21 protein-coding genes and 1 pseudogene are annotated in these 25577 nt (G+C 72.1%); 13 read left to right on the top strand and 9 right to left on the bottom strand.

Annotated elements, in window-relative coordinates; all coding sequences use genetic code 11:
* Positions 1-76: 76 nt before the first annotated feature.
* Positions 77-493, bottom strand: coding sequence for a spore wall synthesis regulator SsgD (gene ssgD, locus ACFWRT_RS01650; RefSeq protein ID WP_380948995.1), 417 nt, complete (start codon positions 491-493; stop codon positions 77-79).
* 227 nt (positions 494-720) lie between these two features.
* Positions 721-1023: a YciI family protein gene (locus ACFWRT_RS01645; RefSeq protein WP_380948994.1), complete on the bottom strand. Its 303-nt coding sequence runs from the start codon at positions 1021-1023 to the stop codon at positions 721-723.
* 53 nt (positions 1024-1076) lie between these two features.
* On the opposite strand from ACFWRT_RS01645, the gene ACFWRT_RS01640 reads away from it, so the two are divergent.
* Positions 1077-1769, top strand: coding sequence for an endonuclease V (locus tag ACFWRT_RS01640; protein WP_380948993.1), 693 nt, complete (start codon positions 1077-1079; stop codon positions 1767-1769).
* 77 nt (positions 1770-1846) lie between these two features.
* On the top strand, positions 1847-1990 hold the full coding sequence (gene mmpA, locus ACFWRT_RS01635; RefSeq protein WP_380948992.1) for a morphogenic membrane protein MmpA: 144 nt from the start codon (positions 1847-1849) through the stop codon (positions 1988-1990).
* Positions 1991-2065: 75 nt separating this feature from the next.
* Here mmpA and ACFWRT_RS01630 read toward each other — a convergent pair whose 3' ends face one another.
* Complete coding sequence (locus tag ACFWRT_RS01630) at positions 2066-3256, bottom strand: saccharopine dehydrogenase family protein (RefSeq protein ID WP_380948991.1); 1191 nt, start codon at positions 3254-3256, stop codon at positions 2066-2068.
* A 231-nt stretch (positions 3257-3487) separates the two neighbouring features.
* Between ACFWRT_RS01630 and ACFWRT_RS01625 the strand changes: the two genes are divergently transcribed.
* Genes ACFWRT_RS01625 through ACFWRT_RS01610 form a run of 4 tightly spaced genes read left to right on the top strand, consistent with a single transcriptional unit; the run spans position 3488 to position 9263 of the window.
* A complete protein-coding gene (locus ACFWRT_RS01625) occupies positions 3488-4621 on the top strand; it encodes a CaiB/BaiF CoA transferase family protein (protein WP_380948990.1) in 1134 nt (377 codons plus the stop codon).
* 19 nt (positions 4622-4640) lie between these two features.
* Positions 4641-5783: an acyl-CoA dehydrogenase family protein gene (locus ACFWRT_RS01620; protein ID WP_380948989.1), complete on the top strand. Its 1143-nt coding sequence runs from the start codon at positions 4641-4643 to the stop codon at positions 5781-5783.
* A gap of 44 nt (positions 5784-5827) precedes the next feature.
* Positions 5828-7042 (top strand): acetyl-CoA C-acetyltransferase, encoded by a 1215-nt coding sequence (locus tag ACFWRT_RS01615; protein ID WP_380948988.1) that lies wholly within the window; start codon positions 5828-5830, stop codon positions 7040-7042.
* 46 nt (positions 7043-7088) lie between these two features.
* Positions 7089-9263: a 3-hydroxyacyl-CoA dehydrogenase NAD-binding domain-containing protein gene (locus ACFWRT_RS01610; protein WP_380948987.1), complete on the top strand. Its 2175-nt coding sequence runs from the start codon at positions 7089-7091 to the stop codon at positions 9261-9263.
* 24 nt (positions 9264-9287) lie between these two features.
* Here the strand turns inward: ACFWRT_RS01610 and ACFWRT_RS01605 are convergent, their stop codons facing one another.
* Positions 9288-10019 carry a MerR family transcriptional regulator gene (locus tag ACFWRT_RS01605; protein WP_380948986.1) on the bottom strand — a complete coding sequence of 244 codons (732 nt, stop codon included), beginning with the start codon at positions 10017-10019 and terminating at the stop codon, positions 9288-9290.
* 127 nt (positions 10020-10146) lie between these two features.
* Here ACFWRT_RS01605 and ACFWRT_RS01600 point away from each other — a divergent pair.
* Positions 10147-10437 (top strand): annotated as a pseudogene (locus ACFWRT_RS01600) (macro domain-containing protein); the annotation flags it as partial.
* A gap of 177 nt (positions 10438-10614) precedes the next feature.
* A complete protein-coding gene (locus ACFWRT_RS01595; RefSeq protein WP_380949017.1) occupies positions 10615-11490 on the top strand; it encodes an oxygenase MpaB family protein in 876 nt (291 codons plus the stop codon).
* Between the two features lie 42 nt (positions 11491-11532).
* Here the strand turns inward: ACFWRT_RS01595 and ACFWRT_RS01590 are convergent, their stop codons facing one another.
* Positions 11533-13110 (bottom strand): M1 family metallopeptidase, encoded by a 1578-nt coding sequence (locus tag ACFWRT_RS01590; protein WP_380948985.1) that lies wholly within the window; start codon positions 13108-13110, stop codon positions 11533-11535.
* Positions 13111-13459: 349 nt separating this feature from the next.
* Between ACFWRT_RS01590 and ACFWRT_RS01585 the strand changes: the two genes are divergently transcribed.
* Together ACFWRT_RS01585 and ACFWRT_RS01580 are read left to right on the top strand one after the other, a co-directional pair.
* Positions 13460-14848, top strand: coding sequence for a M14 family metallopeptidase (locus ACFWRT_RS01585; RefSeq protein WP_380948984.1), 1389 nt, complete (start codon positions 13460-13462; stop codon positions 14846-14848).
* An 86-nt stretch (positions 14849-14934) separates the two neighbouring features.
* A complete protein-coding gene (locus ACFWRT_RS01580) occupies positions 14935-16680 on the top strand; it encodes a BCCT family transporter (RefSeq protein WP_380948983.1) in 1746 nt (581 codons plus the stop codon).
* Between the two features lie 41 nt (positions 16681-16721).
* On the opposite strand, the gene ACFWRT_RS01575 is transcribed toward ACFWRT_RS01580, so the two are convergent.
* Complete coding sequence (locus ACFWRT_RS01575) at positions 16722-17663, bottom strand: FAD-dependent oxidoreductase (RefSeq protein ID WP_380948982.1); 942 nt, start codon at positions 17661-17663, stop codon at positions 16722-16724.
* Between the two features lie 118 nt (positions 17664-17781).
* Between ACFWRT_RS01575 and ACFWRT_RS01570 the strand changes: the two genes are divergently transcribed.
* Positions 17782-19419, top strand: coding sequence for an ABC-F family ATP-binding cassette domain-containing protein (locus ACFWRT_RS01570; RefSeq protein WP_380948981.1), 1638 nt, complete (start codon positions 17782-17784; stop codon positions 19417-19419).
* Positions 19420-19481: 62 nt separating this feature from the next.
* Here ACFWRT_RS01570 and ACFWRT_RS01565 read toward each other — a convergent pair whose 3' ends face one another.
* Both ACFWRT_RS01565 and ACFWRT_RS01560 read right to left on the bottom strand, forming a co-directional pair.
* Positions 19482-21953, bottom strand: a complete 2472-nt coding sequence (locus ACFWRT_RS01565) for a Tex family protein (protein WP_380948980.1) — start codon at positions 21951-21953, stop codon at positions 19482-19484.
* A 186-nt stretch (positions 21954-22139) separates the two neighbouring features.
* Positions 22140-23006 carry an SCO6745 family protein gene (locus tag ACFWRT_RS01560; protein WP_380948979.1) on the bottom strand — a complete coding sequence of 289 codons (867 nt, stop codon included), beginning with the start codon at positions 23004-23006 and terminating at the stop codon, positions 22140-22142.
* Between the two features lie 133 nt (positions 23007-23139).
* Here ACFWRT_RS01560 and ACFWRT_RS01555 point away from each other — a divergent pair, with 133 nt between their 5' ends.
* Together ACFWRT_RS01555 and ACFWRT_RS01550 are read left to right on the top strand one after the other, a co-directional pair.
* Positions 23140-24102 carry a GlxA family transcriptional regulator gene (locus ACFWRT_RS01555; RefSeq protein WP_463287387.1) on the top strand — a complete coding sequence of 321 codons (963 nt, stop codon included), beginning with the start codon at positions 23140-23142 and terminating at the stop codon, positions 24100-24102.
* Positions 24103-24175: 73 nt separating this feature from the next.
* Complete coding sequence (locus ACFWRT_RS01550; protein ID WP_380948977.1) at positions 24176-24811, top strand: DJ-1/PfpI family protein; 636 nt, start codon at positions 24176-24178, stop codon at positions 24809-24811.
* Here the strand turns inward: ACFWRT_RS01550 and ACFWRT_RS01545 are convergent.
* Positions 24801-25565, bottom strand: a complete 765-nt coding sequence (locus ACFWRT_RS01545) for an enoyl-CoA hydratase/isomerase family protein (RefSeq protein WP_380948976.1) — start codon at positions 25563-25565, stop codon at positions 24801-24803. The genes ACFWRT_RS01550 and ACFWRT_RS01545 overlap by 11 nt on opposite strands.
* Between the last annotated feature and the right edge of the window lie 12 nt (positions 25566-25577).

Here is a 25577-nt window from a genome sequence, read left to right as displayed (position 1 = left end):
ACCGGGGCGCACGTCCCGGCAACGGGTTTTTGCGACCGGGAGGCTGAGAGGCTGCGAGAGGGTGCGGCTCCGCCGCTCAGCAGGCGCCGCCGAGCAGATCGGTCAGATTCCGGTCCAGCTCCAGATAGCGGTGCTCGTCACCCACCGGCACCAGCTCCTGCGCCCGCTCCAGGAAGCGACGCAGCTCCGCCGTGCGGACATGCACCATGGCGATGCCCTCGGCCGCGTGGAACTCCAGCACCGTCCGCTCGTACCCGAACGGCCTGACCCGGACGTCCCCCTCACCGGCCGGGGTGTCGACCCCTGCCACCAGCAGCTCACGGGAGAACTCCCAGGCCACCTCGGTCCCCTCCAGGGTCGCCGGGGCGGGGAACGCCATCCGCACGGCGAAGGGGTCCTTGCGGTCGTAACTCAGTGTGGCCGGCAGGGTTTCCATCCGCGGGGCGGACGCGACCATGCGGGCCTGCACGGACTGCTCGATAACGCTGGACAAGACCTGCTCCCTCTCGCGGCTGGGTGAACGGTTCCCGGCATTGGAGTAGACGACGGAACGCATCGATCCGTGCACCGGCGGGTGGCGTGAGCTGCGTCACCGCCCACGCCCCGCCTCTCCTCCGCGCTCTCCCGCACCCCCGCCCTCCTGCCCGCTTCTCGGCGCCGCACCCTGACCCGCATACGTTCCGGCCTGCGCGGAGTCCGGCGCAGGGCCGCCCGGCCCGCCTACGGTCCCGGCAACTCCTGCTTGAGGGAGGCGAGTTCGGGTGCCGTCTTGGTCGCGATGAATTCGGTGATCCGGTAGGCGCAGACCCCGTGCGCGGCGAAGGGGTCGGCCGCGGCGATCTCCTCGATCCGCTCCCGGTCCTCCCCGACGGCGAGGATCACCCCGCCGTCCCGGGGGTTCTTGCGGCCGGACGCGATGAAGACGCCGGCCGCGTACTGCTCGTCGAGCCAGGCGATGTGCTCCTTCATCAGCGCGTCCGCGCGCTCGACGGGAGCCGTGTAGGTCAATTCGAGTACGAACATGATCGTCAGGCTACGGGAACGGGGGTGTGCCGGCACCGCCTAAGCTGCTGGTCATGACGACAGAGCCCACCCCCGCCCATGAGACCCCCGCAGACGAAGCCGAGGGCCGGGCGATCCAGGACCGCCTGCGCGGCCTGGTGGTGCTGGACGAGCCGGGCCCGGCGCCCGGCACCGGTCTGGTGACCGGGGTCGACGTGGCCTACGACGAGGAGAAGGACGTCGTCGTCGCGGCGGCCGTCGTGCTGGACGCCGAGACTCTGGAGACCGTGGACGAGGCCACCGCGGTCGGAAAGATCACCTTCCCGTACGTCCCCGGGCTGCTGGCCTTCCGCGAACTCCCCGCCGTGCTGGAGGCCCTGGAGTCGCTGACCGTCGACCCCGGCGTCGTCATCTGCGACGGGTACGGCCTCGCCCACCCGCGCCGCTTCGGGCTCGCCAGCCACCTGGGCGTGCTCACCGGACTGCCCGTGATCGGCGTCGGCAAGAACCCCTTCACCTTCACCTACGAGGCCCCCGGCCCGCGTCGCGGCGACTGTTCCCCGCTGGTGGACGGCGACGAGGTGGTGGGCCGGGCGCTGCGCACCCAGGAGAACACCAACCCCATCTTCGTCTCCGTCGGCCACCGGATCAGCCTCGACAACGCCTGCGCCCACACCCTGCGCCTGGCCCGCCGCTTCCGTCAGCCGGAGAGCACCCGCCGGGCGGACGCGCTGTGCCGGCAGACCCTCCGGGAAGCGACGGCCTGAGCGCCACCGCCGGCCGGCGGATGCGAATGAGTACCTGTACGGATGCATAAAGCGATCTTGCTGGGCAGGCTGAACACATGAACGCCTCTCGTGCAGTCGTCCGCCCCGTGCCCTTCGACCCCGCTCAGCGCCGCATGGTCCTCGGTATGTCCCTCGGCGCGGCCGTCGGCCTCGTCTGGCTGGGCGCGATGCTCTACACGCTGGCCGGCTGGATCTTCTAGCGGATGACTCGCCTGCCGGTTGGGGTCTTCTGGCGGACGACACGCCGGCCGGCTGGATCTTCTGGCGGACGCCGCTCACCGCACCGCCGCCACCCGGAACCGCAGCCCCGCCGCCGTCAGGCGCTCCAGCAGCGCGTCGCCCATCGCCGTCGCCGTGGTGACCTGGCCGGAGGTCTCCGGGAGCTGGTCCAGGGCGAGGCAGAGGGCCGACTCGGCGAGGATCTTGGCCGTCTCGTCGTAGCCCGGATCGCCGCCGGACACCTCGGTGAAGACCCGTCGCCCGCCGCCCTCCCCGACGAAGCGGACGCTGAACCAGCTCCGCCCGCGGCGCTCCGCGTCCGGCCCCTGCCCCGCCTCGTACCGCCCCATCAGCCAGTCGCGTACGGGCCCCACCTGGGCCGCGGCGACCAGCGCACCGACCGCCACGGGCCCGCCGAGGGCCATCGGCAGGGTCTTGACCGAGGCGAAGTGGCGGTAGCGGAAGTCGGGGCCGTACCGCTCCAGAGCCCGCGCGGAGCGGCCTACGACCGCCGGGTCCACGGTCGGCAGCGGCAGCGCCCAGGCGCCGGTGGCCCCGTTGAAGTGCGGGGTGCCCGCCGGGGTGCGGACCCGGCGCCCCACCTGGCGGGGCTCGTGCAGGCGCCGCTCCCGGGCGGCGAGCAGCATCTGCGGGCCGCGGCCCATCGCGGTGAGCGCGGAGGCGAACGTACCGCCGGAGAACACGGCGTTGCTGCGGACGAACCCGTCCACGGTCAGCGGCACACCCTCCGGCAACTGCTTCACCGTGAAGTACGCCCCCAGATCGTGCGGTACGGAGTCGAAGCCGCAGGCATGCACGATCCGGGCGCCCGTCTCCCGGGCCCGCGCGTCGTGGCGCACGAACGTCCGGTCGATGAACTCCGCCTCGCCGGTGAGGTCCAGGTAGTCCGTCCCTGCCTCGGCGCAGGCGGCGACGAGCTTCTCGCCGTACAGGATGTACGGGCCCACGGTCGTTGCCACCACCCGTGCGGACCGGGCGAGTTCACGTAGCGCGTCCTCGTCGTCCGCGTCGGTCTCCAGCAACGGCAGCCCGGCGCAGCCCGGTTCGATCGCGGCGAGGCGTGTCCGCAGCCGCTCCAGCTTGGCCCGGCTGCGGCCGGCCAGCCCCCAGCGCAGTCCCTCGGGGGCGTGCGCCGCCAGGTACTCCGCCGTGAGTACCCCCACGAAGCCGGTGGCACCGAAAAGGACGACGTCCAGGGGGCGATCGGCCCCGTTCTGCCTGTTCACGAGTACCTCCGCGGGCGAGGGGACGGGTGGGGACGTGGCAGGCAGGCTAGCGGAGGGGGCGGGTGGGTGTGCGGCCGGGCGGGGCGGGGGCGTGGAACGTCCGGCGGGGATGCGAGAGGATCCCGGTGAAGAACTAAGCGCTTGCTCGGCCCGGGGGGTTGTGCGGAGCGGGGCGCGTTCATAGCATCATTGATGTTACATCGGTTGTGTCACACCCCTGGGGGCTCACGGATGGCAAGGACCGGGCACGGCCCGCTGACAGGGATCCGGGTCGTCGAGCTGGCGGGGATCGGCCCCGGACCCTTCGCGGCGATGCTGCTGGCGGACCTCGGCGCCGATGTCGTACGCGTCGACCGGCCCGGCGGAGCCGCTCTCGGCATCGACCCGGCGTACGACATCACCAACCGCAACAAGCGCTCGGTCCTGGTCGACCTCAAGAGCGAGGGCGGCGCCGGCCGCGTCCTCGACCTGGCCGAACGCGCCGACATCCTGATCGAGGGATACCGGCCCGGCGTCGCGGAGCGGCTCGGCGTCGGGCCCGACGCCTGCCTCGCCCGCAACCCGAAGCTGGTCTACGGGCGGATGACCGGCTGGGGCCAGGACGGCCCGCTGGCACAGCGGGCCGGGCACGACGTCGCCTACCTCGCCCTCTCCGGCACCCTCTCCATGATCGGCAGCCCGGACGAGCCGCCCGTGGTCCCCGCCAATCTGGTCGGCGACTACGCGGGCGGCTCGCTCTACCTCGTCGTCGGCGTCCTCGCCGCCCTCCAGCACGCCCGCACCCCCGGCGGCGCGGGCCAGGTGGTGGACGCGGCGATCGTGGACGGCGCCGCCCACCTCGCCTCGATGATCCACGGCATGCTGGCCGCCGGGAGCTGGCAGGACCGGCGCGGCGCCAACCTGCTGGACGGCGGCTGCCCCTTCTACGGCACCTACGCCACCTCCGACGGCGGCCACATGGCGGTCGGCCCGTTGGAGGGGCAGTTCTACGCCGAGTTCATCGGCCTCCTCGGCCTGGCCGACGCCTTCCCCGACCGCTGGGAGCTGGCCCGCTGGGACGAGCTGCGCGCCGCCGTCACCGAGCGCTTCCGCTCCCGTACGCGGGCGGAGTGGACCGAGGTGTTCGACGGCACCGACGCCTGCGTCGCCCCCGTCCTCTCGCTCCGCGAGGCCCCGCACCACCCGCACCTCGCCGCCCGCTCCACCTACGTCGAGCACAGCGGCATCACCCAGCCCGCCCCCGCCCCGCGCTTCTCGGCCACCCCCGTATCCGTCCGCAGCGGCCCCGCACAGCCGGGCGCCGACACGGACGCGGTCGCCGCCGACTGGGACGTACCGGCGCTCCGGCCCCACCCTCACGACTAGGACACGACTAGGAGACCCCGTGCAACGCCAGATCTTCACCGAGGAGCACGACGCGTTCCGCGAGACCGTCCGGGCCTTCCTGGCCAAGGAGGTGCTCCCGTACTACGAGCAGTGGGAGCAGGACGGCATCGTCTCCCGCGACGCCTGGCTCGCCGCCGGGCGCGCCGGGCTGCTCGGCCTCGCCGTCCCCGAGGAGTACGGGGGCGGCGGCTCGACCGACTTCCGCTACAGTGCCGTCCTCGCCGAGGAGTTCACCCGGGCCGGGGCGCCGGGCCTCGCCATCGGCCTGCACAACGACATCATCGGCCCCTACCTCACCGGCCTCGCCACCGACGAGCAGAAGCAGCGGTGGCTGCCCGGCTTCTGCTCCGGCGAGACCATCACCGCCATCGCCATGACCGAGCCGGGCGCCGGCTCGGACCTCCAGGCGATCCGTACGACGGCCGAGGACAAGGGCGACCACTGGCTGCTCAACGGCTCGAAGACGTTCATCTCCAACGGCATCCTCGCCGACCTCGTGATCGTCGTCGCCAAGACCACGCCGGACGGCGGCGCCAAGGGGCTCTCGCTGATCGTCGTGGAGCGCGGCGCGGAAGGGTTCGAGCGCGGTCGCAACCTCGACAAGATCGGCCAGAAGTCGCAGGACACCGCCGAACTGTTCTTCAACGACGTCCGCGTCCCGAAGGAGAACCTCCTCGGTGAGCTGGACGGCGCGTTCATCCACCTGATGACCAACCTGGCCCAGGAGCGCATGGGCATAGCGGTCGCCGGGATCGCCGCCGCCGAACACCTGCTGGAGATCACCACGCGGTACGTCAAGGAGCGCGAGGCCTTCGGGCGCCCGCTCGCCAAGCTCCAGCACATCAGGTTCGAGATCGCGGAGATGGCCACCGAGTGCGCCGTCACCCGCACCTTCCTGGACCGGTGCATCGTCGACCACTCCGACGGGACGCTGGACGCCGTCCACGCCTCCATGGCCAAGTGGTGGGCCACCGAACTGCAGAAGCGCGTCGCCGACCGCTGCCTCCAACTCCACGGCGGCTACGGCTACATGAGCGAGTACAAGGTCGCCAAGGCGTTCACCGACGGCCGTATCCAGACCATCTACGGCGGCACGACCGAGATCATGAAGGAGATCATCGGCCGCTCGCTGCTCGCCTGAGACCTCCTCGCCCTCCTCTCCACCACCCTCGAAAGGCAGCTGTCTTGAGTACCGAAGCATTCGTCTACGACGCGATCCGCACCCCGCGCGGCCGCGGCAAGGCCAACGGCGCCCTGCACGGCACCAAGCCGATCGACCTGGTCGTCGGCCTCATCCACGAGATCCAGGGCCGCTTCCCGGACCTCGACCCGGCCGCCATCGACGACATCGTCCTCGGTGTGGTCAGCCCGCTCGGCGACCAGGGCTCCGACATCGCCCGGATCGCCGCCATCGCCGCCGGCCTTCCCGACTCCGTCGCCGGCGTCCAGGAGAACCGCTTCTGTGCCTCGGGCCTGGAGGCGGTCAACCTGGCGGCGGCAAAGGTCCGTTCGGGCTGGGAGGACCTCGTCCTGGCCGGGGGCGTCGAGTCGATGTCCCGCGTCCCGATGGGCTCCGACGGCGGGGCCTGGGCGATGGACCCGATGACCAGCTTCGAGACCGGCTTCGCCCCGCAGGGCATCGGTGCCGACCTCATCGCCACCATCGAGGGCTTCAGCCGCCGTGACGTGGACGAGTACGCGGCTCTCTCCCAGGAGCGCGCGGCGGCGGCCTGGAAGGACGGCCGCTTCGCCCGCTCAGTCGTCCCGGTCAAGGACCGCAACGGCCTCCTCGTCCTGGACCACGACGAGCACCTGCGCCCCGGCACCACCGCCGACTCCCTCGCCGGCCTCAAGCCGTCCTTCGCCGCCATCGGTGACATGGGCGGCTTCGACGCGGTGGCGCTCCAGAAGTACCACTGGGTCGAGAAGATCGACCACGTCCACCACGCGGGCAACTCCTCCGGCATCGTCGACGGCGCGGCCCTCGTCGCCATCGGCTCCAAGGAGGTCGGCGAGCGCTACGGCCTCACCCCGCGCGCCCGCATCGTCTCCGCCGCCGTCTCCGGCTCCGAGCCCACCATCATGCTCACCGGCCCCGCCCCCGCCACCCGCAAGGCGCTCGCCAAGGCCGGGCTCACCATCGACGACATCGACCTGGTCGAGATCAACGAGGCCTTCGCCGGAGTCGTCCTGCGCTTCGTCAAGGACATGGGCCTGAGCCTGGACAAGGTCAACGTCAACGGCGGCGCCATCGCGCTCGGCCACCCGCTCGGCGCGACCGGCGCGATGATCCTCGGCACCGTCATCGACGAACTGGAGCGCCGCGACCAGCGGTTCGGCCTGGTCACGCTCTGCGTCGGCGGCGGCATGGGCGTCGCGACCATCGTCGAACGCATCTGACCTGTTCCCCGCCCCGGCCACCCCTGCTTACGGAGAAGACACCGACATGACCGAGAGCACCACCATCCGCTGGGAACAGGACGAGACCGGCGTCGTCACCCTCGTCCTCGACGACCCGAACCAGTCGGCCAACACGATGAACCAGGCCTTCAAGGACTCCATCGCGGCCGTCGCCGACCGCGCCGAGGCCGAGAAGGACTCCATCCGCGGCATCATCTACACCTCCGCGAAGAAGACCTTCTTCGCGGGCGGCGACCTCAAGGACATGATCAAGGTCGGCCCCGAGAACGCGCAGGCCGCCTTCGACACCGGCACCGCGATCAAGCGCTCGCTCCGCCGCATCGAGACCCTCGGCAAGCCTGTCGTCGCCGCCATCAACGGCGCTGCCCTCGGCGGCGGTTACGAGATCGCGCTCGCCTCCCACCACCGCGTCGCCCTCGACGCCCCCGGCTCCCGCATCGGCCTGCCCGAGGTCACCCTCGGCCTGCTCCCGGCGGGCGGCGGCGTCACCCGGACCGTACGCCTCATGGGCATCGCGGACGCGCTGCTCAAGGTGCTCCTCCAGGGCACCCAGTACACCCCGCGGCGCGCCTTGGAGAACGGCCTCGTCCACGAAGTCGCCGCCACCCGCGAGGAGATGCTGGAGAAGGCCCGCGCCTTCGTCGACGCCAACCCCGAGTCCCAGCAGCCCTGGGACGTCAAGGGCTACCGCATCCCCGGCGGCACCCCCTCCCACCCCAAGTTCGCCGCCAACCTCCCCGCGTTCCCGGCCAACTTGAAGAAGCAGATCGCGGGCGCGCCGATGCCCGCGCCGCGCAACATCCTGGCGGCGGCCGTGGAGGGATCGCAGGTCGACTTCGAGACCGCGCTGACCATCGAGGCCCGGTACTTCACCGAGCTGGTCACCGGCCAGGTCTCCAAGAACATGATCCAGGCGTTCTTCTTCGACCTCCAGGCCGTCAACTCCGGCGCCAACCGCCCGGGGGGCATCCCCGAGCGCCCCGTCCGCAAGGTCGCCGTACTCGGCGCCGGGATGATGGGCGCGGGCATCGCCTACTCCTGCGCCAAGGCCGGGATCGACGTCGTCCTGAAGGACGTCTCCACGGAGGCGGCGGCCAAGGGCAAGGCGTACAGCGAGAAGCTGCTCGCCAAGGCGCTCTCCCGGGGCCGTACGACGGAGGCCAAGCGCGACGAGCTGCTGGCCCGGATCACCCCGACCGGCGACGCGGCCGACCTCGCGGGCTGCGACGCGGTGATCGAGGCCGTCTTCGAGGACACCGCGCTCAAGCACAAGGTGTTCCAGGAGATCCAGGACGTCATCGAGCCCGACGCGCTGCTCTGCTCCAACACCTCCACCCTCCCCATCACGGTCCTCGCCGAAGGAGTCTCCCGCCCGGCCGACTTCATCGGTCTCCACTTCTTCTCACCCGTCGACAAGATGCCGCTGGTCGAGATCATCAAGGGCGAGCGGACCGGCGACGAGGCGCTGGCCCGCGCCTTCGACCTCGTACGGCGCATCAAGAAGACGCCGATCGTCGTCAACGACTCGCGCGGCTTCTTCACCTCACGCGTCATCGGCCAGTTCATCAACGAGGGCGTGGCGATGGTCGGCGAGGGCGTGGAGCCCGCGTCGATCGAACAGGCCGCCGCGCAGTCCGGCTACCCGGCCAAGGTGCTCTCCCTGATGGACGAGCTGACCCTGACCCTGCCCCGCAAGATCCGCAACGAGACCAAGCGGGCGGTGGAGGAGGCCGGCGGCACCTGGCCCGGCCACCCGTCGGACGAGGTCATCGACCGCATGGTCGACGAGTTCGAGCGGCCGGGCCGCAGCGGGGGAGCGGGCTTCTACGACTACGACGAGGACGGCAGGCGCACCGGTCTCTGGCCGGGCCTGCGCGAGCACTTCACCACCAAGTCCGACGTGGACGTCCCCTTCGAGGACATGAAGGAGCGGATGCTCTTCTCCGAGGCGCTGGACAGCGTCCGCTGCCTGGAGGAGAACGTCCTCATCTCCGTCGCCGACGCCAACATCGGCTCCATAATGGGCATCGGCTTCCCGCCGTGGACCGGCGGCGTGCTCCAGTACATCAACGGGTACGAGGGCGGCCTGCCCGGATTCGTGGCCCGCGCGCGGGAGTTGGCCGAGCGCTACGGTGACCGGTTCCTGCCGCCCGCGCTGCTCGTGGAGAAGGCGGAGAAGGGCGAGACCTTCCACGACTGACCCTGTTCGGGAGTGCGTTCACCGTCATTCGGCGGTGAACGCGCTCCGCAGCTCCTCCCTCAGGGACCGCTGAAAGGCCGTCACCAGCGCCTGCACGACGATTGGTTGCATGTGGGCGGAGAGCGACTTCATCGCCGCCACATGCTCCGGATCGCCTTCACGCTCCCGGTACGGATTCCACACCTCGTCCCGGAAGAGCCGGGTCATCTCCTGGGCGGCGGACCGCGTGTGCTCCAGCAGCACGGTCCGCGCCGCCAGGATCGTCTCGTGCGCGATCGGCACGTCCAGCAGCTCCACCCCGAGCCGCAGCAGCCCGAGATCCACCCGGTACGTCCCGCCGTCCCCCTCCGGCCGCACCAGCACGCCCATCGCCGCCAGCCGCGCCACATCCGGCTCGCCGAGGACCCGTCCCGCCCGCTTCTCCAGCTCCGGCCGCGTCAGGTCCTCCGCCGTGTCCGGCGCCCAGGACGCCACCAGCGCCCGGTGGATCGCCAGATCGTGGGCGCTCAGGTCGGGCGGCAACTGCTCCAGATAGCGTTCGATGGCGGCGAGCGTCATGCCCTGGTGCTGGAGCTCCTCGATCAGCGCGAGCCGCGAGAGGTGATCGGCCCCGTACCGCCCGACCCGGCGCGGCCCGATGACCGGGGGCGGGAGCAGGCCCCGGGTGCTGTAGAACCGCACGGTGCGTACGGTGACTCCGGCGCGCGCCGCCAGCTCGTCCACCGTGAGCGTGGGCTCGTCGGTCCCCGTCGCCATCTCTGCTCCCCGCAGTCGAACCCTCGTATCGGACAGTGCCGCTGTCTCACCACTTCTGCCAAAGTCTCCGCCACCACGGCCCCGCCGTCCACCCCGGGCCGCCGTCCACCAGGACAAGGGCGTCAAGGTGATAGCGCACGTCTGCAACGACCTGGGCGGCTGGGGCGAAGGGTTCGTCGTCGCCCTCTCCCGCCGCTGGACCGAGCCGGAGGCCGCCTACCGCCGCTGGCACCTGGAGCGCGCGGGCAACGGCTTCGCCCTGGGCGCGGTTGCCGTCCCGGCGGGCGAGCTCGGGGCCTCGGTCCATATGCCACGCATAGGTTGCGGCCTCGCGGGCGGCACGTGGTCGCGCGTCGAGCCGATCATCGAGCGACGCCTGATCGAGGAAGGCGTGCCCGTGACCGTGTACGACCACGACTGGACGCGTACGACCACGTCTGACCGGGACACCGGCGGCGTACGAGCACGACCGACCGGATCTCGGCGCCCCCGGACCTCTCGGACCCCGCCCCCGCACTCCTCCCGCCCGCGAGGGATCATGGAGGGAAGGGACGGGCAGCGCACCGCAGGCCCGCCAGGAGCGCGGGAGCACCGGATGAGCAGCGCGAACGGCGTCGTGGAGCCCCCGCCGCCCCCGCCCGGCGGGGTCCTGTGGAGCCTCTCCGGTGACATCCGGGCCCTGCTGATGCTGCCCGCCGCCCTCACCCTCCAGGTCGCCCACCCCGCCGTCGGTGCCGGCGTCGACGAGCACTCCGTCTTCCGCACCGACCCCTGGGGGCGCGGCGAACGCTCCCTGCGCTCGCTCCAGCTCTGGGTGTACGGCGGGGCGGAGGCGGCCGAGGAGGGCCGCAGGCTGCGCCGGCTCCACCGCACCATCCAGGGCACGGACACCCGGGGCCGGGCCTACCACGCGCTGACGCCCGCCAACTACGCCTGGGTGCACGCCACCGGCTTCCCCGTCTACCGGCACGCGGCGCGCTACCTGATCCGGCCCATGACCCCGGCGCAGGAACGCGCCCTGTACGCGGAGTGGCTCCAGGTCGGCCGGATCCTCGGCATCCACGACCGGGACATGCCGCAGACGATCGAGGAGTTCTGGCCGTACTGGGAGAAGATGCTCGCCGGGGAGATCGAGGCGACGACCGTGGTGCGTGAACTGGTCGACGTGGACCAGCCCGTACCGCCGCCGGACCGCGGCCCGTGGCCGCTGCGGACGGTGCTGCGGGTCCTGTGGCCGGTGCTCCTGCCGCCGCTGGCCCGCGCTCGGCGGTTCGTCACCATCGGGCTGATGCCGCCGGACGCCCGCGCGGCGATCGGCCTGCCGTGGACGGCGGCCCAGGAGAAGCGGCTGCGGCGGCTCTGCGCGGTGCTCCGGGTCGTCGTCCCCGCCCTCCCGGAGCGGCTGCGGTATCTGCCGATGGCACGCGCGGCCCGCGCCGCGCACGCCACCGGGGGCCACCGGAACGGCTGAATTCCACCGCTCCGAGGGCCCCCGGTTCAGCGCGCTCGACGGTCAGCGGTGACCGTGACCGTCGTGCTCGCCGTGCCCGTGGTTTCCACGGACACCCGGGTCTCCGTGGTTCCCGTGGTCGTGGATCGTGTTCGTCGCCGCGATCTTCTTCCAGGACGCCGGCCGCTCCGGCCGGACCGCCGCCCGGGACGACACCGCGCCCTTGGCGATGCCCGCCGAGGCCGCCGCCGGCAGCGCGGGTCGCTTCGGCTGGTACAGCCACGTGTCGAAGAGCGTCGCCAGCGGCTTGCCCGAGACCCGCTCCGCGTACCGCAGGAAGTCACCCACGGTCGCGTTGGAGTGCGCCTTCTCGGTCGGCCACCCCTTCAGCAGGGCGAAGAAGGTCGCGTCACCGACCTCGTTGCGCAGCGCCTGGAGCGCCAGCGCGCCCCGGTCGTAGACGGCGATGTCGAACTGCTTGTCCGGACCCGGGTCGCCCGGCTTCACCTTCCAGAACGGGTCGTTCGCCGGGCGCTGGGCGTAGACGTAGTCCGCCAGCTCCTGCGCGGTGCCCTCGCCCTCCTTCTCCGACCAGAGCCACTGGCTGTAACGGGCGAAGCCCTCGTTGATCCAGATGTCCTTCCAGCCGTCGACCGACACGCTGTTGCCGTACCACTGGTGCGCGATCTCGTGGACGACGACCGAGACGTTGGCGCCGTTCGCGAACTGCCGCGGGCTGTAGAACGGCCGCGTCTGGGTCTCCAGGGCGAAGCCGCTCGTCACGTTCGGCACATAGCCGCCGAGCGCGTTGAACGGGTACGGCCCGAAGACCTCGGTCAGCCACTCGGCGACCTCGGTCGTCCGCTCGATGCTGGCCCGCGCGGCGCCCGCGTGGGGACCGAGGTCCTTGCTGTACGCGTTCAGCACCGGCAGCCCGTCGGCCGTCCTGTCGGTCGTGATGTCGAACTTCCCGACCGCGAGCGTCGAGAGGTACGTGGCCTGCGGCTTGTCGGAGCGCCAGTTGAACCGGGTCCAGCCGAGCTTGGAACTCTGTGAGACGAGTACCCCGTTGCTGATCGCCTGCGTGCCGTCCGGCACGGAGACCGAGATGTCGTACGTGGCCTTGTCGAGCGGGTGGTCGTTGCTCGGGTACCACCAGACCGCCGACTCCGGCTCCTGCGCGGCGACGCCGCCGTCCGGGGTCCGGGCCCAGGCGGTCCAGCCGCCGATCTTCAGCTCGGAGGGCTTCCCGGCGTAGCGGACGACCACCGAGACGTCCTTGCCCTCGGCCAGCGGGCCCGCCGGGGTGATCTCCAGCTCCTGGGTGCCGGTCTTGGCGAAAGAGGCCTTCCTGCCGTTGACCCGCACCTCGGAGACGGCGAGCCCGAAGTCGAGGTTGAAGCGGGTCAGCTCCTGCCTGGTGGTGGCGAGGATCGTCGCCGTGCCCTCCAGCAGGTCGGTCGCCGGCTGGTATTTCAGCCGGAGGTCGTAGTGGGAGACGTCGTAGCCGCCGTTTCCGCTGGCCGGGTAGTAAGAGTCGCCGATACCCGGGGCACCCACGGTGCCGGTGGAGGCCGATGCCGGGATCGCCAGCAGAAGGGTGGCCGCCAGAGCGCTGGGGACGATGAATCTGCGGTGCACGCATACTCCAAGTCGTCGGGAGGGCAGACCGGCCGGAGGGTGTCGCCGGCCGGTCGTGGAACCGGGCGAGGGGTGGTTCCGACCGGTCAGGAAAAAGGCTAAACAGCCCACCGGGCAGGACGGTCGAATCCGGGCATCCCTGTCACACGATCGCCATGCCCCCGTCACGGCCCGCAGTGATCGCCCCCTGTTGCACAGGAGTTGACCCGGGTAACGTCCGCCACACCGGCAGACCGGGAGGGCGCGCGGTGCCCGCCGCGCGCACCCCGTTCGCACCCCGCGCACACCCCGCGCACACCCCGCTCGTACCCCGCCGGTACTCCGCTCGTCCTCCGGGAGGCAGCCGCTGATGACCCCTCGCATCACCCGCTCGCTCCGCATGCTCAGCCCGCACCCGTGGCTCGGACCGGTCGCGCACCCCGGCCGCCCGCCGTCCGGCACGCGCCGCCGGAGCCCGGCGGTCCGGCGCCGGAGCGCCGTGGCGGCAGCGGTGCTGGGCGCGCTGGCCGTCCCGTTCGCCATCGCACCCGCCGAGGCCGCCCCACACCCGCCGCGCACCGGCTTCGAGGCGAGCGACGGGGCGCGCTGGACCGGGCTCGGCGAGGAACAGGCCTTCCTGCGGGCGGTGGACCGGGGGAGCGACCGGGCCGCCGTCGACCGGATCGGGACCACGAGGCAGGGCCGCCCCCTCCAACTCGTACGCATCGGAGAGCGTCGCCCCGCCGCGACCACGGTCCTGCTGATCTGCTCCCAGCACGGCGACGAGCCCGCCGGACGTGAGGCATGTCTGACCACCCTGCGCGACCTGGCCTTCGCCCAGGACCGCGCCACCCGCGCCTTCCTCTCCCGTACGACGGTCCTCGTGCTGCCCACCGCCAACCCGGACGGGCGCGCCGCCGACACCCGGGGCAACGCCGACGGCGTCGACGTCAACCGGGACCACATCGCCCTGAAGACCACGGAGGGCCGGGCGATCGCGGCCGTCGTCCGTGACGAACGGCCGGATGTCATCTACGACTTGCACGAGTACGGAGCCACGCCCCCGTACTACGACAAGGACCTCTTCGTCCTATGGCCCCGCAACCTGAACGTCGCGCGCGGCGTCCACGACGTCTCGCGGACCCTCTCCGAGCGGTACGTGCGGCCCGCCGCGACCGGCGCCGGCTACAGCAGCGGCCACTACGGCATCTGGACCGACCCGGTCACCGGCGCCCCCATCCGGCAGACGGCCGGTGACGGCCAGGAACGCATCCTGCGCAACACCTCCGGCCTCAAGCACGCGGTCGGCCTCCTCATCGAGTCACGCGTCGACGCCCTGAGCGAGGCCGAGCAGGACGACCCGGCCCTCAACCACCGGCGCAGGGTCGACTCCCAGCGGACGGCCCTCGGCGGCCTCTTCACCTTCACCGAGGAGCAGCGCGCCCGCATCCGGGTGGCCACCGGGCTCTCGCGCGTGAGCGGGTACGCCGACCGCGGCCCCGTATATCTGGGCGGCGCGGACAACGATCCCGCCGAGCCCGGCGAGATCCTCGCCGACCCGCCGTGCGGCTACCGGCTGGACGCGGCCCAGTACGCCGAGGTGGGGGACGAGCTGGCCCTGCACGGCGTCCGCTCCCACCCGGACGGAGATGGCGCATATGTGCCCCTCCGGCAGTCGACCAGAAGCCTGATTCCGCTGCTTCTTGACCAGCGGGCGACATATTCCCTCACATCTGGTCAAACTGATACGGCTTGTTGATCCTTCGAGATTGTGGGCAGGTGTGGTAATGCCTACGAAGAGCGATTTTCAGCCTTCGTGATCAGACTCGGTGAAAGGTGCCATCTGTGTCCCAGGACGACCAGTCAGCTGGGGGCCGGGAGGAAGTGTCGGTCACGGCTGACCTTCCCCCCGAACCCCTCAGCACCCGGGCCCCGACCACCGACCGGCTGGTCTTCGGCGTCACGGCGGTCCTCACCCTCGCCTTCGTCATCTGGGGCGCGACCGCCACCTCGTCCCTGGAGACCGCCTCCAGCAAGCTGCTCACCGGGCTGATCCACAACGGTGGCTGGGCCTTCATGCTCGCCGCCACGGGGTTCGTCATCTTCGCCCTCTGGCTGGCCATCAGCCGCTACGGGAAGATCTGCCTGGGCCAGGAGGGCGAGGGGCCGGAGTTCCGGACCATCTCCTGGATCGCGATGATGTTCAGCGCCGGGATGGGCATCGGCCTGATGTTCTGGGGTGTCAGTGAACCCCTGGCCCACTTCCGTACCCCGCCGCCCGGCACCGACCCCGCGGATTCGGCCGATGCCATGCAGACGGCGATGGCCACCACCCTGTTCCACTGGACGCTGCACCCCTGGGCCATCTACGCGGTGGTCGGACTCGCCATCGCGTACAGCGCCTACCGGATGCGCAGGCGGCAGACGATCAGCGCGGTCTTCGAGCCGCTGATCGGCAAGCGGCACGCGTACGGCGGATTCGGCCGCTTCATCGACATCCTCGCCATCTTCGCGACGCTCTTCGGTTCGGCTGCCTCGCTGGGCCTCGGCGCGCTCCAGATCGGCAGCGGTATCCAGGAGCTGGACTGGCTGGAGAAGGCCGGCACCGGTCTCCTCGTCACCGTCATCGCCGTGCTGACCGTCTGCTTCGTCGCCTCCGCGGTCTCCGGTGTGGAGAAGGGCATCCAGTGGCTCTCCAACATCAACATGGTGCTGGCGCTGCTCCTGGTCCTGTTCGTCTTCGTCGCCGGCCCCACGATCTTCGTGCTCGACCTGATCCCCACCTCGCTGGGCGCCTACCTCAGCGACCTCGGACAGCTCGTCGGCCGCACCGAGGCGACCGGCGGCGGTGAGGTGGCCGACTGGCTCGGAAGCTGGACGGTCTTCTACTGGGCCTGGTGGATCTCCTGGACGCCCTTCGTCGGCATGTTCATCGCCCGGATCAGCCGCGGCCGCACGATCCGCCAGTTCGTCGGCGGCGTCATCCTGGTGCCCAGCACGGTCAGCCTGATCTGGTTCGCCGTCTTCGGCGGCTCGGCCATGAAGCTGGACGAGGCGGGCAAGCTCACCGGCGCGGAGACCCCCGAGGCGCAGCTCTTCGGGGTCCTCCAGGAGTTCCCGATCGCCACCGTGACGAGCATCCTGGTGATGATTCTCGTCGGCATCTTCTTCGTCTCCGGCGCCGACGCCGCCTCGATCGTCATGGGCACGCTCTCGCAGAAGGGCGTCCTGGAGCCCAGCAAGTGGGTCGTCATCTTCTGGGGTGTCGTGACCGGGGCCGTGGCCGCGATCATGCTGCTCATCGGTGACGGCAAGGAGAACGCGCTGGAGGGTCTCCAGAACCTCACGATCCTGGTCGCCGCCCCCTTCGTCGTCGTGATGATCGGCATGTGCGTCGCCCTGATGCGGGACCTGCGCAAGGACCCGCAGATCGTCCGCCAGGAGTTCGGCGTGGAGGCGGTCGAGTCCGCGGTGATCGAGGGGCACGCCAAGTACGACGGCGACTTCGAGATCCGTATCGGCCCCGGCACGGCGGTCACCACGGACGAACGCCACAAGGAGACCCCGACCGAGAAGCGTCCCGAGGGCTGATCCCGGGGTACCGGGAAGCGCCTCACACGTACGGCGGCGGCTCAGCCCACCAGGGCGGCCGCCGCCCGTGCGCAGCCCCAGGCCACGGTCACGCCCGCACCGCCGTGACCGTAGTTGTGGACCAGCAGACCGCCGCCCGGCAGGGCCTGTGCCTCGATCCGCACCCCGCCCTCCCGCACCGGCCGCAGCCCCACCCGGTGCCCCAGCACCCTGGCGCCCGCGATCTCCGGCCGGACCCGCGCACACCGTGCCATGATCTCCCGGGCCGTTGCCGCGTCGGGCTCCCGGCGCTCGTCGTCCGCCTCGGCCGTACCGCCCAGCACCAGACCGGCCGGCTGCGGGAAGAAGTACGTCGTCGCGGCGGACGCCGGATCGGCCTCGGTGAACCACTCCGCGATCCCCGGGTTCTCCACCACGACGAGCTGCCCCCGCACCGGCCGCACCCCCGCGTCGGGCACCAGCTCGCGCGCCCCGAGCCCCGTGCAGTTCACCACCACCGGGGCCTGCGCCGCCGCCTCCGCGAATCCGTCCACCGCCCGCCGCTCCACCGCACCGCCCGCCGCCACCAGCCGCCGCTCCAGCCACGCCAGGTGCACCGGCATGTCCAGCAGCGGCAGGGTCACCCGCAGCCCCTCGGCCACCTCCACGGCACCCTTCAGCTCCGCCGCCCATGGCCCCAGCGCAGCGAACCGCTCACCGCCGTGCACCCCCGCCACCAGCCGTACGCCGCTGCCACCGGGCCCGGCCGCCAGCTCCTCGTACACCGCCAGCGTCTCCAGCGACCAGGCGCCGACCCGCTCGGCCGGCTCGATCCGGTACGGCCACCACAGCGCCCCCGCCACCGCCGACGTCGTCGCCCCGGCCGGATCACGCGACCAGACCCGCACCCGCAGCCCGCGCTCCGCCAGCGTCACGGCGGTGGTGAGGCCGATGACCCCGCCGCCCACCACGATCACATCCGCCCTCACGGTCACATCCGTCATCACGGTCACTCCCGTCACCTCGATACACGCCCGTCGCTGCACGGACGCTAACGGAAACCGGAGGCCAGGGGCACAGGGCGATGGGCATCGAGCACCGGCGACTAGGATCGGCACCCTGATGACTGCCACCCTCGTCGCCAAGGACCTCGCCGCCGGACACGGCGACCGCACACTCTTCGCCGGACTCGACCTCGTCGTCGCCCCCGGAGACGTGATCGGTCTCGTCGGAGTCAACGGCGCCGGAAAATCGTCCCTGCTCCGCCTCCTCGCCGGACTCGACCGCCCGGAGGAGGGTGAGCTGCGGCTCTCCCCGCCCAGCGCCACCGTCGGGCACCTCCCGCAGGAGCCGGAGCGGCGCGAGGGCGAGACCGTGGCGGCGTTCCTGGCCCGCCGCACCGGGGTCGCCGACGCCCAGCGCGCGATGGACGAGGCGACGGAGGGCCTGGTCTCCGGGGCCCCGGGCGCGGACGACGCGTACTCCGAGACCCTGGAGCGCTGGCTCGCCCTCGGCGGCGCGGACCTGGAGGAGCGGGCCGCGCAGGTCGCCGCCGAGCTGGGTCTGACCGTGAGCATGGAGCTGCCCATGACGGCCCTGTCCGGTGGCCAGGCAGCACGCGCCGGACTCGCCTCGCTGCTCCTCTCCCGCTACGACGTCTTCCTGCTGGACGAGCCCACCAACGACCTCGACCTCGAAGGCCTGGAGCGCCTGGAGCGCTTCGTCTCGGGGTTGCGGGCCGGGACCGTCGTCATCAGCCACGACCGCGAGTTCCTGATGCGCACCGTCACCAAGGTGCTCGAACTCGACCTCGCCCAGCAGCAGATCAACCTGTACGGCGGTGGCTACGCGGCCTACCTGGAGGAGCGCGAGACCGCGCGCCGGCACGCCCGCGAGGGGTACGAGGAGTACGCGGACAAGAAGGCCGCCCTCGAAGCGCGCGGCCATATGCAGCGCTCCTGGATGGACAAGGGCGTCAAGAACGCCCGCCGCAAGGCCACCGACGGCGACAAGCTCGGCCGTAACGCGCGCAGCGAGGCGAGCGAGAAGCAGGCGGCGAAGGCCCGGCAGACCCAGCGCATGATCGAGCGCCTCGATGTCGTCGAGGAGCCGCGCAAGGAGTGGGAGCTGCGGATGGAGATCGCCGCCGCGCCCCGCTCCGGATCAGTCGTCGCGACCCTGCGCGAGGCCCGAGTGGTGCGCGGCGACTTCTCCTTCGGCCCCGCCTCGCTCCAGATCGACTGGGCCGACCGGGTCGCCATCACCGGCGCCAACGGCGCGGGCAAGTCCACGCTGCTCGCCGCCCTGTTGGAGCGGACCCCGCTCGACTCCGGTCACGCCACGCTCGGTTCGGGCGTCGTGGTCGGCGAGGTCGACCAGGCCCGCAAGCTCTTCCTCGGCTCGCAGTCGCTGCTGGAGGCGTTCTGTGCCGCCGTGCCCGACGAGGAACCGGCCGAAGTCCGCACGCTGCTCGCCAAGTTCGGCCTGCGCGCCGACCATGTGATGCGCCCGGCCACCAGCCTCTCCCCGGGCGAACGCACCCGCGCCGCCCTGGCTCTGCTCCAGGGCCGCGGGGTCAACCTCCTGGTGCTCGACGAGCCGACGAACCATCTGGACCTGCCCGCCATCGAGCAGTTGGAGGCGGCCCTGGAGAGCTACGCGGGCACGCTGCTGCTGGTCACCCACGACCGGCGCATGCTCGAAGCGGTCCGCGTGACGCGCCGCATCGAAGTGGCGGACGGCCAGGTCAAGGAAGTCTGAGCGGAGTTACGGAGGTGGGGGCGGGCCGCACACGGCGGCCCGTCCCCATCCTCGTTCGGGTCTCAGCGGCCCCGGCCGCCGCCCTGCTTCGGGTCGGACGTCAGCCCGGCCCGCCGCAGCGCATCCGCCATCGCACTGTTCGCCGGAGCTGGAGCCGGAGCGCCCTGCCCCTGCCGGGACCCGCCGCCACCGGAGCCGCCGCGCCGGTCCCGGCCGCCGCCCTGGCCGCCCTGACGGCCCTGCCCGCCACCGGACCCCTGCCCGCCGCCGGACCCCTGGCCGCCCTGCCCCTGCCGCTGCTTCGGCGGGCGCGAGCCGCGCTCACCGCGACCCTGCCCGCCGCCACCGGCACCCGGCTCGTCGTCCAGCCGCAGCGTCAACGAGATCCGCTTGCGTGGCACATCGACGTCCATGACCTTGACCTTCACGATGTCCCCGGGCTTCACGACCTCGCGCGGGTCCTTCACGAACGTCTTCGACAGTGCCGACACATGCACCAGCCCGTCCTGGTGGACACCGATGTCCACGAACGCGCCGAAGGCGGCCACGTTCGTCACGACGCCCTCCAGCACCATGCCGGGCTCCAGGTCGCCGAGCTTCTCGACGCCCTCCTTGAAGGCCGCCGTACGGAACGCGGGCCGGGGGTCGCGCCCCGGCTTCTCCAGCTCCTTCAGGATGTCCGTCACGGTCGGCAGACCGAACAGGTCGTCCACGAAGTCCGCCGCGCGCAGCGCCCGCAGCGCCTCCGCGTTACCGATCAGCGAGGCGACCTCGCCGCCCGCGCTCTTCCCCATCCGCCGCACCACGGGGTACGCCTCCGGGTGCACGCTGGAGGCGTCCAGCGGGTCGTCGCCGCCCCGGATCCGCAGGAAGCCCGCGCACTGCTCGTACGCCTTCGGGCCTAGCCGCGCCACGTCCTTGAGCGCCTTGCGGGAGCGGAAGGGGCCGTTGGTGTCGCGGTGCGTCACGATGTTCTCGGCGAGCCCCGAACTGATCCCCGAGACCCGCGAAAGCAGCGGGGCGGACGCGGTGTTGACGTCCACACCGACCCCGTTCACACAGTCCTCCACGACCGCGTCCAGCGAACGCGACAGCTTCACCTCGGACAGGTCGTGCTGGTACTGGCCGACACCGATCGACTTCGGGTCGATCTTCACCAGCTCGGCCAGCGGGTCCTGGAGCCGCCGCGCGATCGAGACCGCGCCGCGCAACGACACGTCCATGTCCGGGAGTTCCTGCGAGGCGAAGGCGGAGGCGGAGTACACCGAGGCGCCCGCCTCCGAGACCATCACCTTGGTGAGCTTCAACTCCGGGTGCTTGTCGATCAGTTCACCGGCGAGCTTGTCCGTCTCGCGGGACGCAGTGCCGTTGCCGATCGCGATCAGGTCGACCGCGTGCTCCTTCGCCAGGTGCGCGAGCTTGGCCAGCGCCTGATCCCACTTGTTGGCGGGCACGTGCGGGTGGATCACATCGGTGGCCACCACCTTGCCGGTCGCGTCGACCACCGCGACCTTCACCCCCGTACGGAAACCGGGATCCAGGCCGAGGGTGGCCCGCGTCCCGGCCGGGGCGGCGAGCAGCAGATCACGCAGGTTGGAGGCGAAGACCCGTACCGCCTCGTCCTCCGCCGCCGTGCGCAGCCGCAGCCGCAGGTCGATGCCCAGGTGCACCTGGATCCGGGTCCGCCACGCCCAACGCACGGTGTCCCCGAGCCACTTGTCACCAGGGCGGCCCCGGTCGGCGATCTCGAAACGGCGGGCGATCATGTTCTCGTACGTGGAAGGGCCGGGCTTCTCGGCGGCTTCCGGCTCCTCCGGCTCCAGGACCAGATCGAGCACGTTCTCCTTCTCGCCCCGCAGCATCGCGAGCACCCGGTGCGAGGGCAGCGCGGTGAACGGCTCCGCGAAGTCGAAGTAGTCGGCGAACTTGGCGCCCGCCTCCTCCTGGCCCTCGCGCACCTTCGCCGCCAGCCGGCCCCGGGTCCACATGCGCTCGCGCAGCTCACCCGTCAGGTCGGCGTCCTCGGAGAACCGCTCGGTGAGGATGGAACGCGCGCCCTCCAGAGCGGCAGCCGCGTCCGCCACACCCTTCTCGCCGTCCACGAACGCGGCAGCGGCGGCGAGGGGGTCGGCCGACGGGTCGGCGAGCAGTCCGTCCGCCAGCGGTTCGAGCCCCGCCTCCCGGGCGATCTGCGCCTTCGTCCGCCGCTTCGGCTTGAACGGCAGGTAGATGTCCTCCAGGCGCGCCTTGGTCTCGGCACCCCGGATCGCGGCCTCCAGCGCGGCGTCGAGCTTGCCCTGCTCGCGGACGGATTCGAGGATCGACGTACGCCGCTCCTCCAGCTCCCGCAGATAGCGCAGCCGCTCCTCCAGCGTGCGAAGCTGCGCGTCGTCGAGCGATTCGGTCGCCTCCTTGCGGTAGCGCGCGATGAACGGCACGGTGGACCCGCCGTCGAGCAGCTCGACGGCCGCCCTGACCTGTCGCTCACGTACGCCGAGCTCCTCGGCGATCCTGCCTTCGATGGACGTCGTCACGGTTTTCCCGACTCGCCTTCTCGTACTGGCTGTGCTGGCCGTGCTCGCGGTGCGGTGAGCACGTTCTTACCTGGGCTTACCCAGGCCTGCATTCTGCCGGGTGGCCGGGGCCGATGTCGCGCGACCTCGGGGAACACGCCCGGAGCCCCCGCACCGCGTGCGAGGGCCCCGGACCCGCCGCCCGGGTCAGCGCCCGGTCGCCTCGGCCGGGAAAGCGCCGTTCGCGGCGGCCGTGAACAGGAAGCCGCGCCCCAGCTCGGTGAGCCGCTCCACGCCTTCGGCGCCCAGGTGTTCGTACGGGGCCCGGTCCATCCGGTCCGTCGCCTCCTCCACCTCCGCGCGCAGCGCCGTCCCCGCGTCGGTCAGCGCCAGCTCCTCGCCCGCCGCCAGCAGCCCGCGCTCGCGCAGCCGCTCGGACGCCGCCTCCCAGTCGGTGCGGCGCCAGCCGCGTGAGGACAGGATCCAGCGGATGGCCATGCCCTTGCCGGTCGCGGTGTGGCTGACGAGCGACTCCACCGGGTCCAGACCGGCGGCGAGCAGCGCGGCCAGGTGAGCGTCGCCGCGGTGCTCGCGCAGCAGGGTCGCGGCGTGCCAGAACGCCAGGTGCGGTGCGTCGGGCACCGGCAGCTCCGCGTGGGCCGCGTAGAGCGGGCGGGCGTGCGGCGTGCAGGCCTCGGTGGCGCGCAGCGCGAGCCGGGCCGCCTCCGCCATCTCGTCGGAGGCGATGAGCTCCTCGCCGAGCAGCCGCCGCAGCGTCGAATCCGCCGCCCGCAGCCGCGCCCCGAGCACCTGCTCGGGCGAGGCCACGGACCAGACGGCGGGCACGTGCTGGGCCACCAGGGCGGGGTTGAAGTTGTAGAAGGTCGCGGTGACGGTACCCGCCCCCACCGGCCCGAACGCGGCGGCCCGGGTGGCGAAGTAGACGGCGCTCGGGTCCTCGACGCCGAGCTTGCCCAGCTCGGCGCCCAGGTCGGGGGAGAAGAAGAGGCACGAGTGCAGCGGGTTGACGGCGTTGTGACAGCGGCGTTCCGCGCGGGCCGGAAGAGTACTCATACGTGCACGTTACCGACTGGTCGGTACGCCGTGAAGCCCGGGGCACCACGGAGCACGGCAGCCCGCGCCATGGCAGAGAAGGTGGGGTTCTCGTCATTGCGGCCATCGCCACCCGCCGCCCAGGATGACAGGCGTGACCCAGCGAACCGTGCTCGTCGTCCTCTTCGACGGCGTCCAGAGCCTCGACGTGACCGGTCCGATGGAGGTCTTCGCCGGGGCCTCCCGGGCGCCGGGCGTCACCTACGACCTGCGCACCGCCTCGCTCGACGGCGGCCCGGTCCGCACCACCAGCGGACTGACCCTGGTCCCCGACAGCAGCCTCGCCGACGCGCCCGTACCGCACACCCTGGTGGTCCCCGGCGGACACGGCACCCGGGACTCCCACCCGGAGCTGACCGCCTGGCTGCGGGCCCACGCCGGGCAGGCGGAGCGGCTGGTCTCCGTGTGCACCGGGGCCCTGCTGCTGGCCGAGGCGGGCCTCCTGGACGGCCACCGCGTGACGACCCACTGGAACTACTGCGCCCAGCTCGCCCGCGACCACCCGGCCGTCCACGTCGACCCCGACCCCATCTTCGTACGGGACGGACACCTGGCCACCTCGGCGGGCGTCACCGCCGGCATCGACCTGGCCCTCGCACTGGTCGAGGAGGACCACGGCCGGGACCTCGCCCTGACCATCGCCCGCCACCTCGTCGTCTTCCTGCGCCGCCCCGGCAACCAGGCCCAGTTCAGCGCCCAGCTCGGCGCCCAGACCGCGCGGCGCGAGCCGCTGCGCGAGGTCCAGCACTGGATCACCCAGCACCCGGACGCGGACCTCGCCGTGGAGGCCCTCGCGGCCCGCGCCCGGCTCTCGCCCCGGCACTTCGCCCGCGCGTTCCGGGAGGAGACGGGGACGACACCGGGGCGGTACGTCGACCGCGTACGCCTGGAGCACGCCCGCAGGCTTCTGGAGGACACCTCCGACTCCGTCGAACAGGTTGCCCGCGCCAGCGGCTACGGCACGCCGGAAGCCATGCGCCGCGCTTTCGCGAAGGCTCTCGCCACGGCCCCGGCGGAGTACCGCCGCCGCTTCCGTACACCGGTCTCCACCGCCTGATCCGACACCGGTCTCCTCCACCTGACCCGCCCCGCCCACCGAAAGCCCGACCCGTCCACCGAAAGGCAGCCCCGTGCAGATCGCCATCACCCTCTTCGACCGCTTCACCGCCCTGGACGCGGTGGGACCGTACGAGATCCTCAGCCGCGCCCCCGGCGCCGAGGTCGTCTTCGTCGCCGAACGGACCGGTCCCGTGGCCAACGACAGCGGCAGCCTCCAGCTCGTCGCCCAGAAGACCTTCACCGAGGTCCCGTCACCCGATCTGGTGATCGTGCCGGGCGGTCCGGGGCAGGGCGACCAGATGGAGAACGAGGCGCTGCTCGGCTGGCTGCGCGCGGTGGACGCCACCACCACCTGGACGACCTCCGTCTGCACCGGCTCCCTGCTGCTCGCGGCGGCCGGACTGCTCCAGGGCAGGCGGGCCACCTCGCACTGGCTGGCGCTGGAGCTCCTGAAGGAGTTCGGCGCCGAGCCGACGGGGGAGCGGGTGGTGTTCGACGGCAAGTACGTCACCGCCGCCGGCGTCTCCTCGGGCATCGACATGGGCCTCACCCTGCTCGGCCGGATCGCGGGCGACGACGCGGCGCGCTCGGTGCAGCTGCTCACCGAGTACGACCCGCAGCCGCCCTACGACTGCGGGTCGCCGGAGAAGGCCCCGGCGGCGCTGGTGGAGGAGTGGCGGGCGAAGAGCCGCCACCTCACCCGGTAGGACCCGTCGTGTACGTGAATGTCGGCTCCCGCCGCTCCAGGAAGGCGGCGACCCCCTCCGCGGTGTCGCCGCTGGCCTGCGCCTGACCGGCCCAGTACACGTCCCGGTCCTGCCGCCCGGCCGCGAACTCCTTCGCCGCTGCCTGCGTCAGTTGGGAGCGCGAGGCCAGCACCCTCGCGTACGCCGCCACCCGCTCGTCCAGCCCGCCGGCCGACAGCACCTCGTCCACCAGCCCGGTGCGCAGGGCCCTCTCCGTGTCGATCAGCTCGCCGGAGAAGAGCAGATGCTTCGCCGTGGCCGGACCGACCAGGCCCACCAGCCTCCGCGTGGAGGAGGACGGATAGACGATGCCGAGCTTCGCGGGCGTGACGCCGAACAGTGCGCCCTCCTGGGCGAACCGCAGATCGCAGGCGGCCGCGAGCTGGCTGCCGCCGCCCACGCAGTGGCCGCGCACCGCGGCGAGCGTCGGCCGGGGGAAGGCGGCGAGCGCCTCCTCGGCGGCCACCGCCAGCGCCTGCGCGTCACCGGCGCTCTCCCGCAGCGTGGAGATGTCGGCCCCGGCGCAGAAGGTGTCCCCGGCGCCCGTCAGCACCAGCACCCGGACCGCCGGGTCGGCGGCCAGCCGCTCCAGCAACTCCGGCAGACTCCGCCACATCGCGGCGGTCATGGCGTTGCGCTTGGCGGGGTGGCTGATCACGACGGTGGCGATCCCGCCGTCGACGGAGCAGAGGAGCTGGGGTTCCGTACGGTCCATGCGCCGGATGCT

Source organism: Streptomyces cyaneofuscatus (assembly GCF_042718795.1).
In the GTDB taxonomy this organism is placed as follows: domain Bacteria; phylum Actinomycetota; class Actinomycetes; order Streptomycetales; family Streptomycetaceae; genus Streptomyces; species Streptomyces cyaneofuscatus_A.
The sequence above is the reverse complement of the archived record's forward strand: the minus strand, read 5'-3'. Positions and strand labels throughout refer to the sequence as shown.

Excerpts from the sequence above, each read along its gene's own strand:
- ACFWRT_RS01570 (WP_380948981.1), top strand. The coding sequence starts at position 17,782 with ATGACTGCCACCCTCGTCGCCAAGGACCTCGCCGCCGGACACGGCGAC.
- ACFWRT_RS01575 (WP_380948982.1), bottom strand. The coding sequence starts at position 17,663 with ATGACGGATGTGACCGTGAGGGCGGATGTGATCGTGGTGGGCGGCGGG.
- ACFWRT_RS01560 (WP_380948979.1), bottom strand. The coding sequence starts at position 23,006 with ATGAGTACTCTTCCGGCCCGCGCGGAACGCCGCTGTCACAACGCCGTC.
- ACFWRT_RS01640 (WP_380948993.1), top strand. The coding sequence starts at position 1,077 with ATGACGACAGAGCCCACCCCCGCCCATGAGACCCCCGCAGACGAAGCC.
- ACFWRT_RS01545 (WP_380948976.1), bottom strand. The coding sequence starts at position 25,565 with ATGGACCGTACGGAACCCCAGCTCCTCTGCTCCGTCGACGGCGGGATC.
- ACFWRT_RS01605 (WP_380948986.1), bottom strand. The coding sequence starts at position 10,019 with ATGGCGACGGGGACCGACGAGCCCACGCTCACGGTGGACGAGCTGGCG.
- ACFWRT_RS01610 (WP_380948987.1), top strand. The coding sequence starts at position 7,089 with ATGACCGAGAGCACCACCATCCGCTGGGAACAGGACGAGACCGGCGTC.
- ACFWRT_RS01585 (WP_380948984.1), top strand. The coding sequence starts at position 13,460 with ATGACCCCTCGCATCACCCGCTCGCTCCGCATGCTCAGCCCGCACCCG.
- ACFWRT_RS01595 (WP_380949017.1), top strand. The coding sequence starts at position 10,615 with ATGAGCAGCGCGAACGGCGTCGTGGAGCCCCCGCCGCCCCCGCCCGGC.
- mmpA (WP_380948992.1), top strand. The coding sequence starts at position 1,847 with ATGAACGCCTCTCGTGCAGTCGTCCGCCCCGTGCCCTTCGACCCCGCT.
- ACFWRT_RS01645 (WP_380948994.1), bottom strand. The coding sequence starts at position 1,023 with ATGTTCGTACTCGAATTGACCTACACGGCTCCCGTCGAGCGCGCGGAC.
- ACFWRT_RS01625 (WP_380948990.1), top strand. The coding sequence starts at position 3,488 with ATGGCAAGGACCGGGCACGGCCCGCTGACAGGGATCCGGGTCGTCGAG.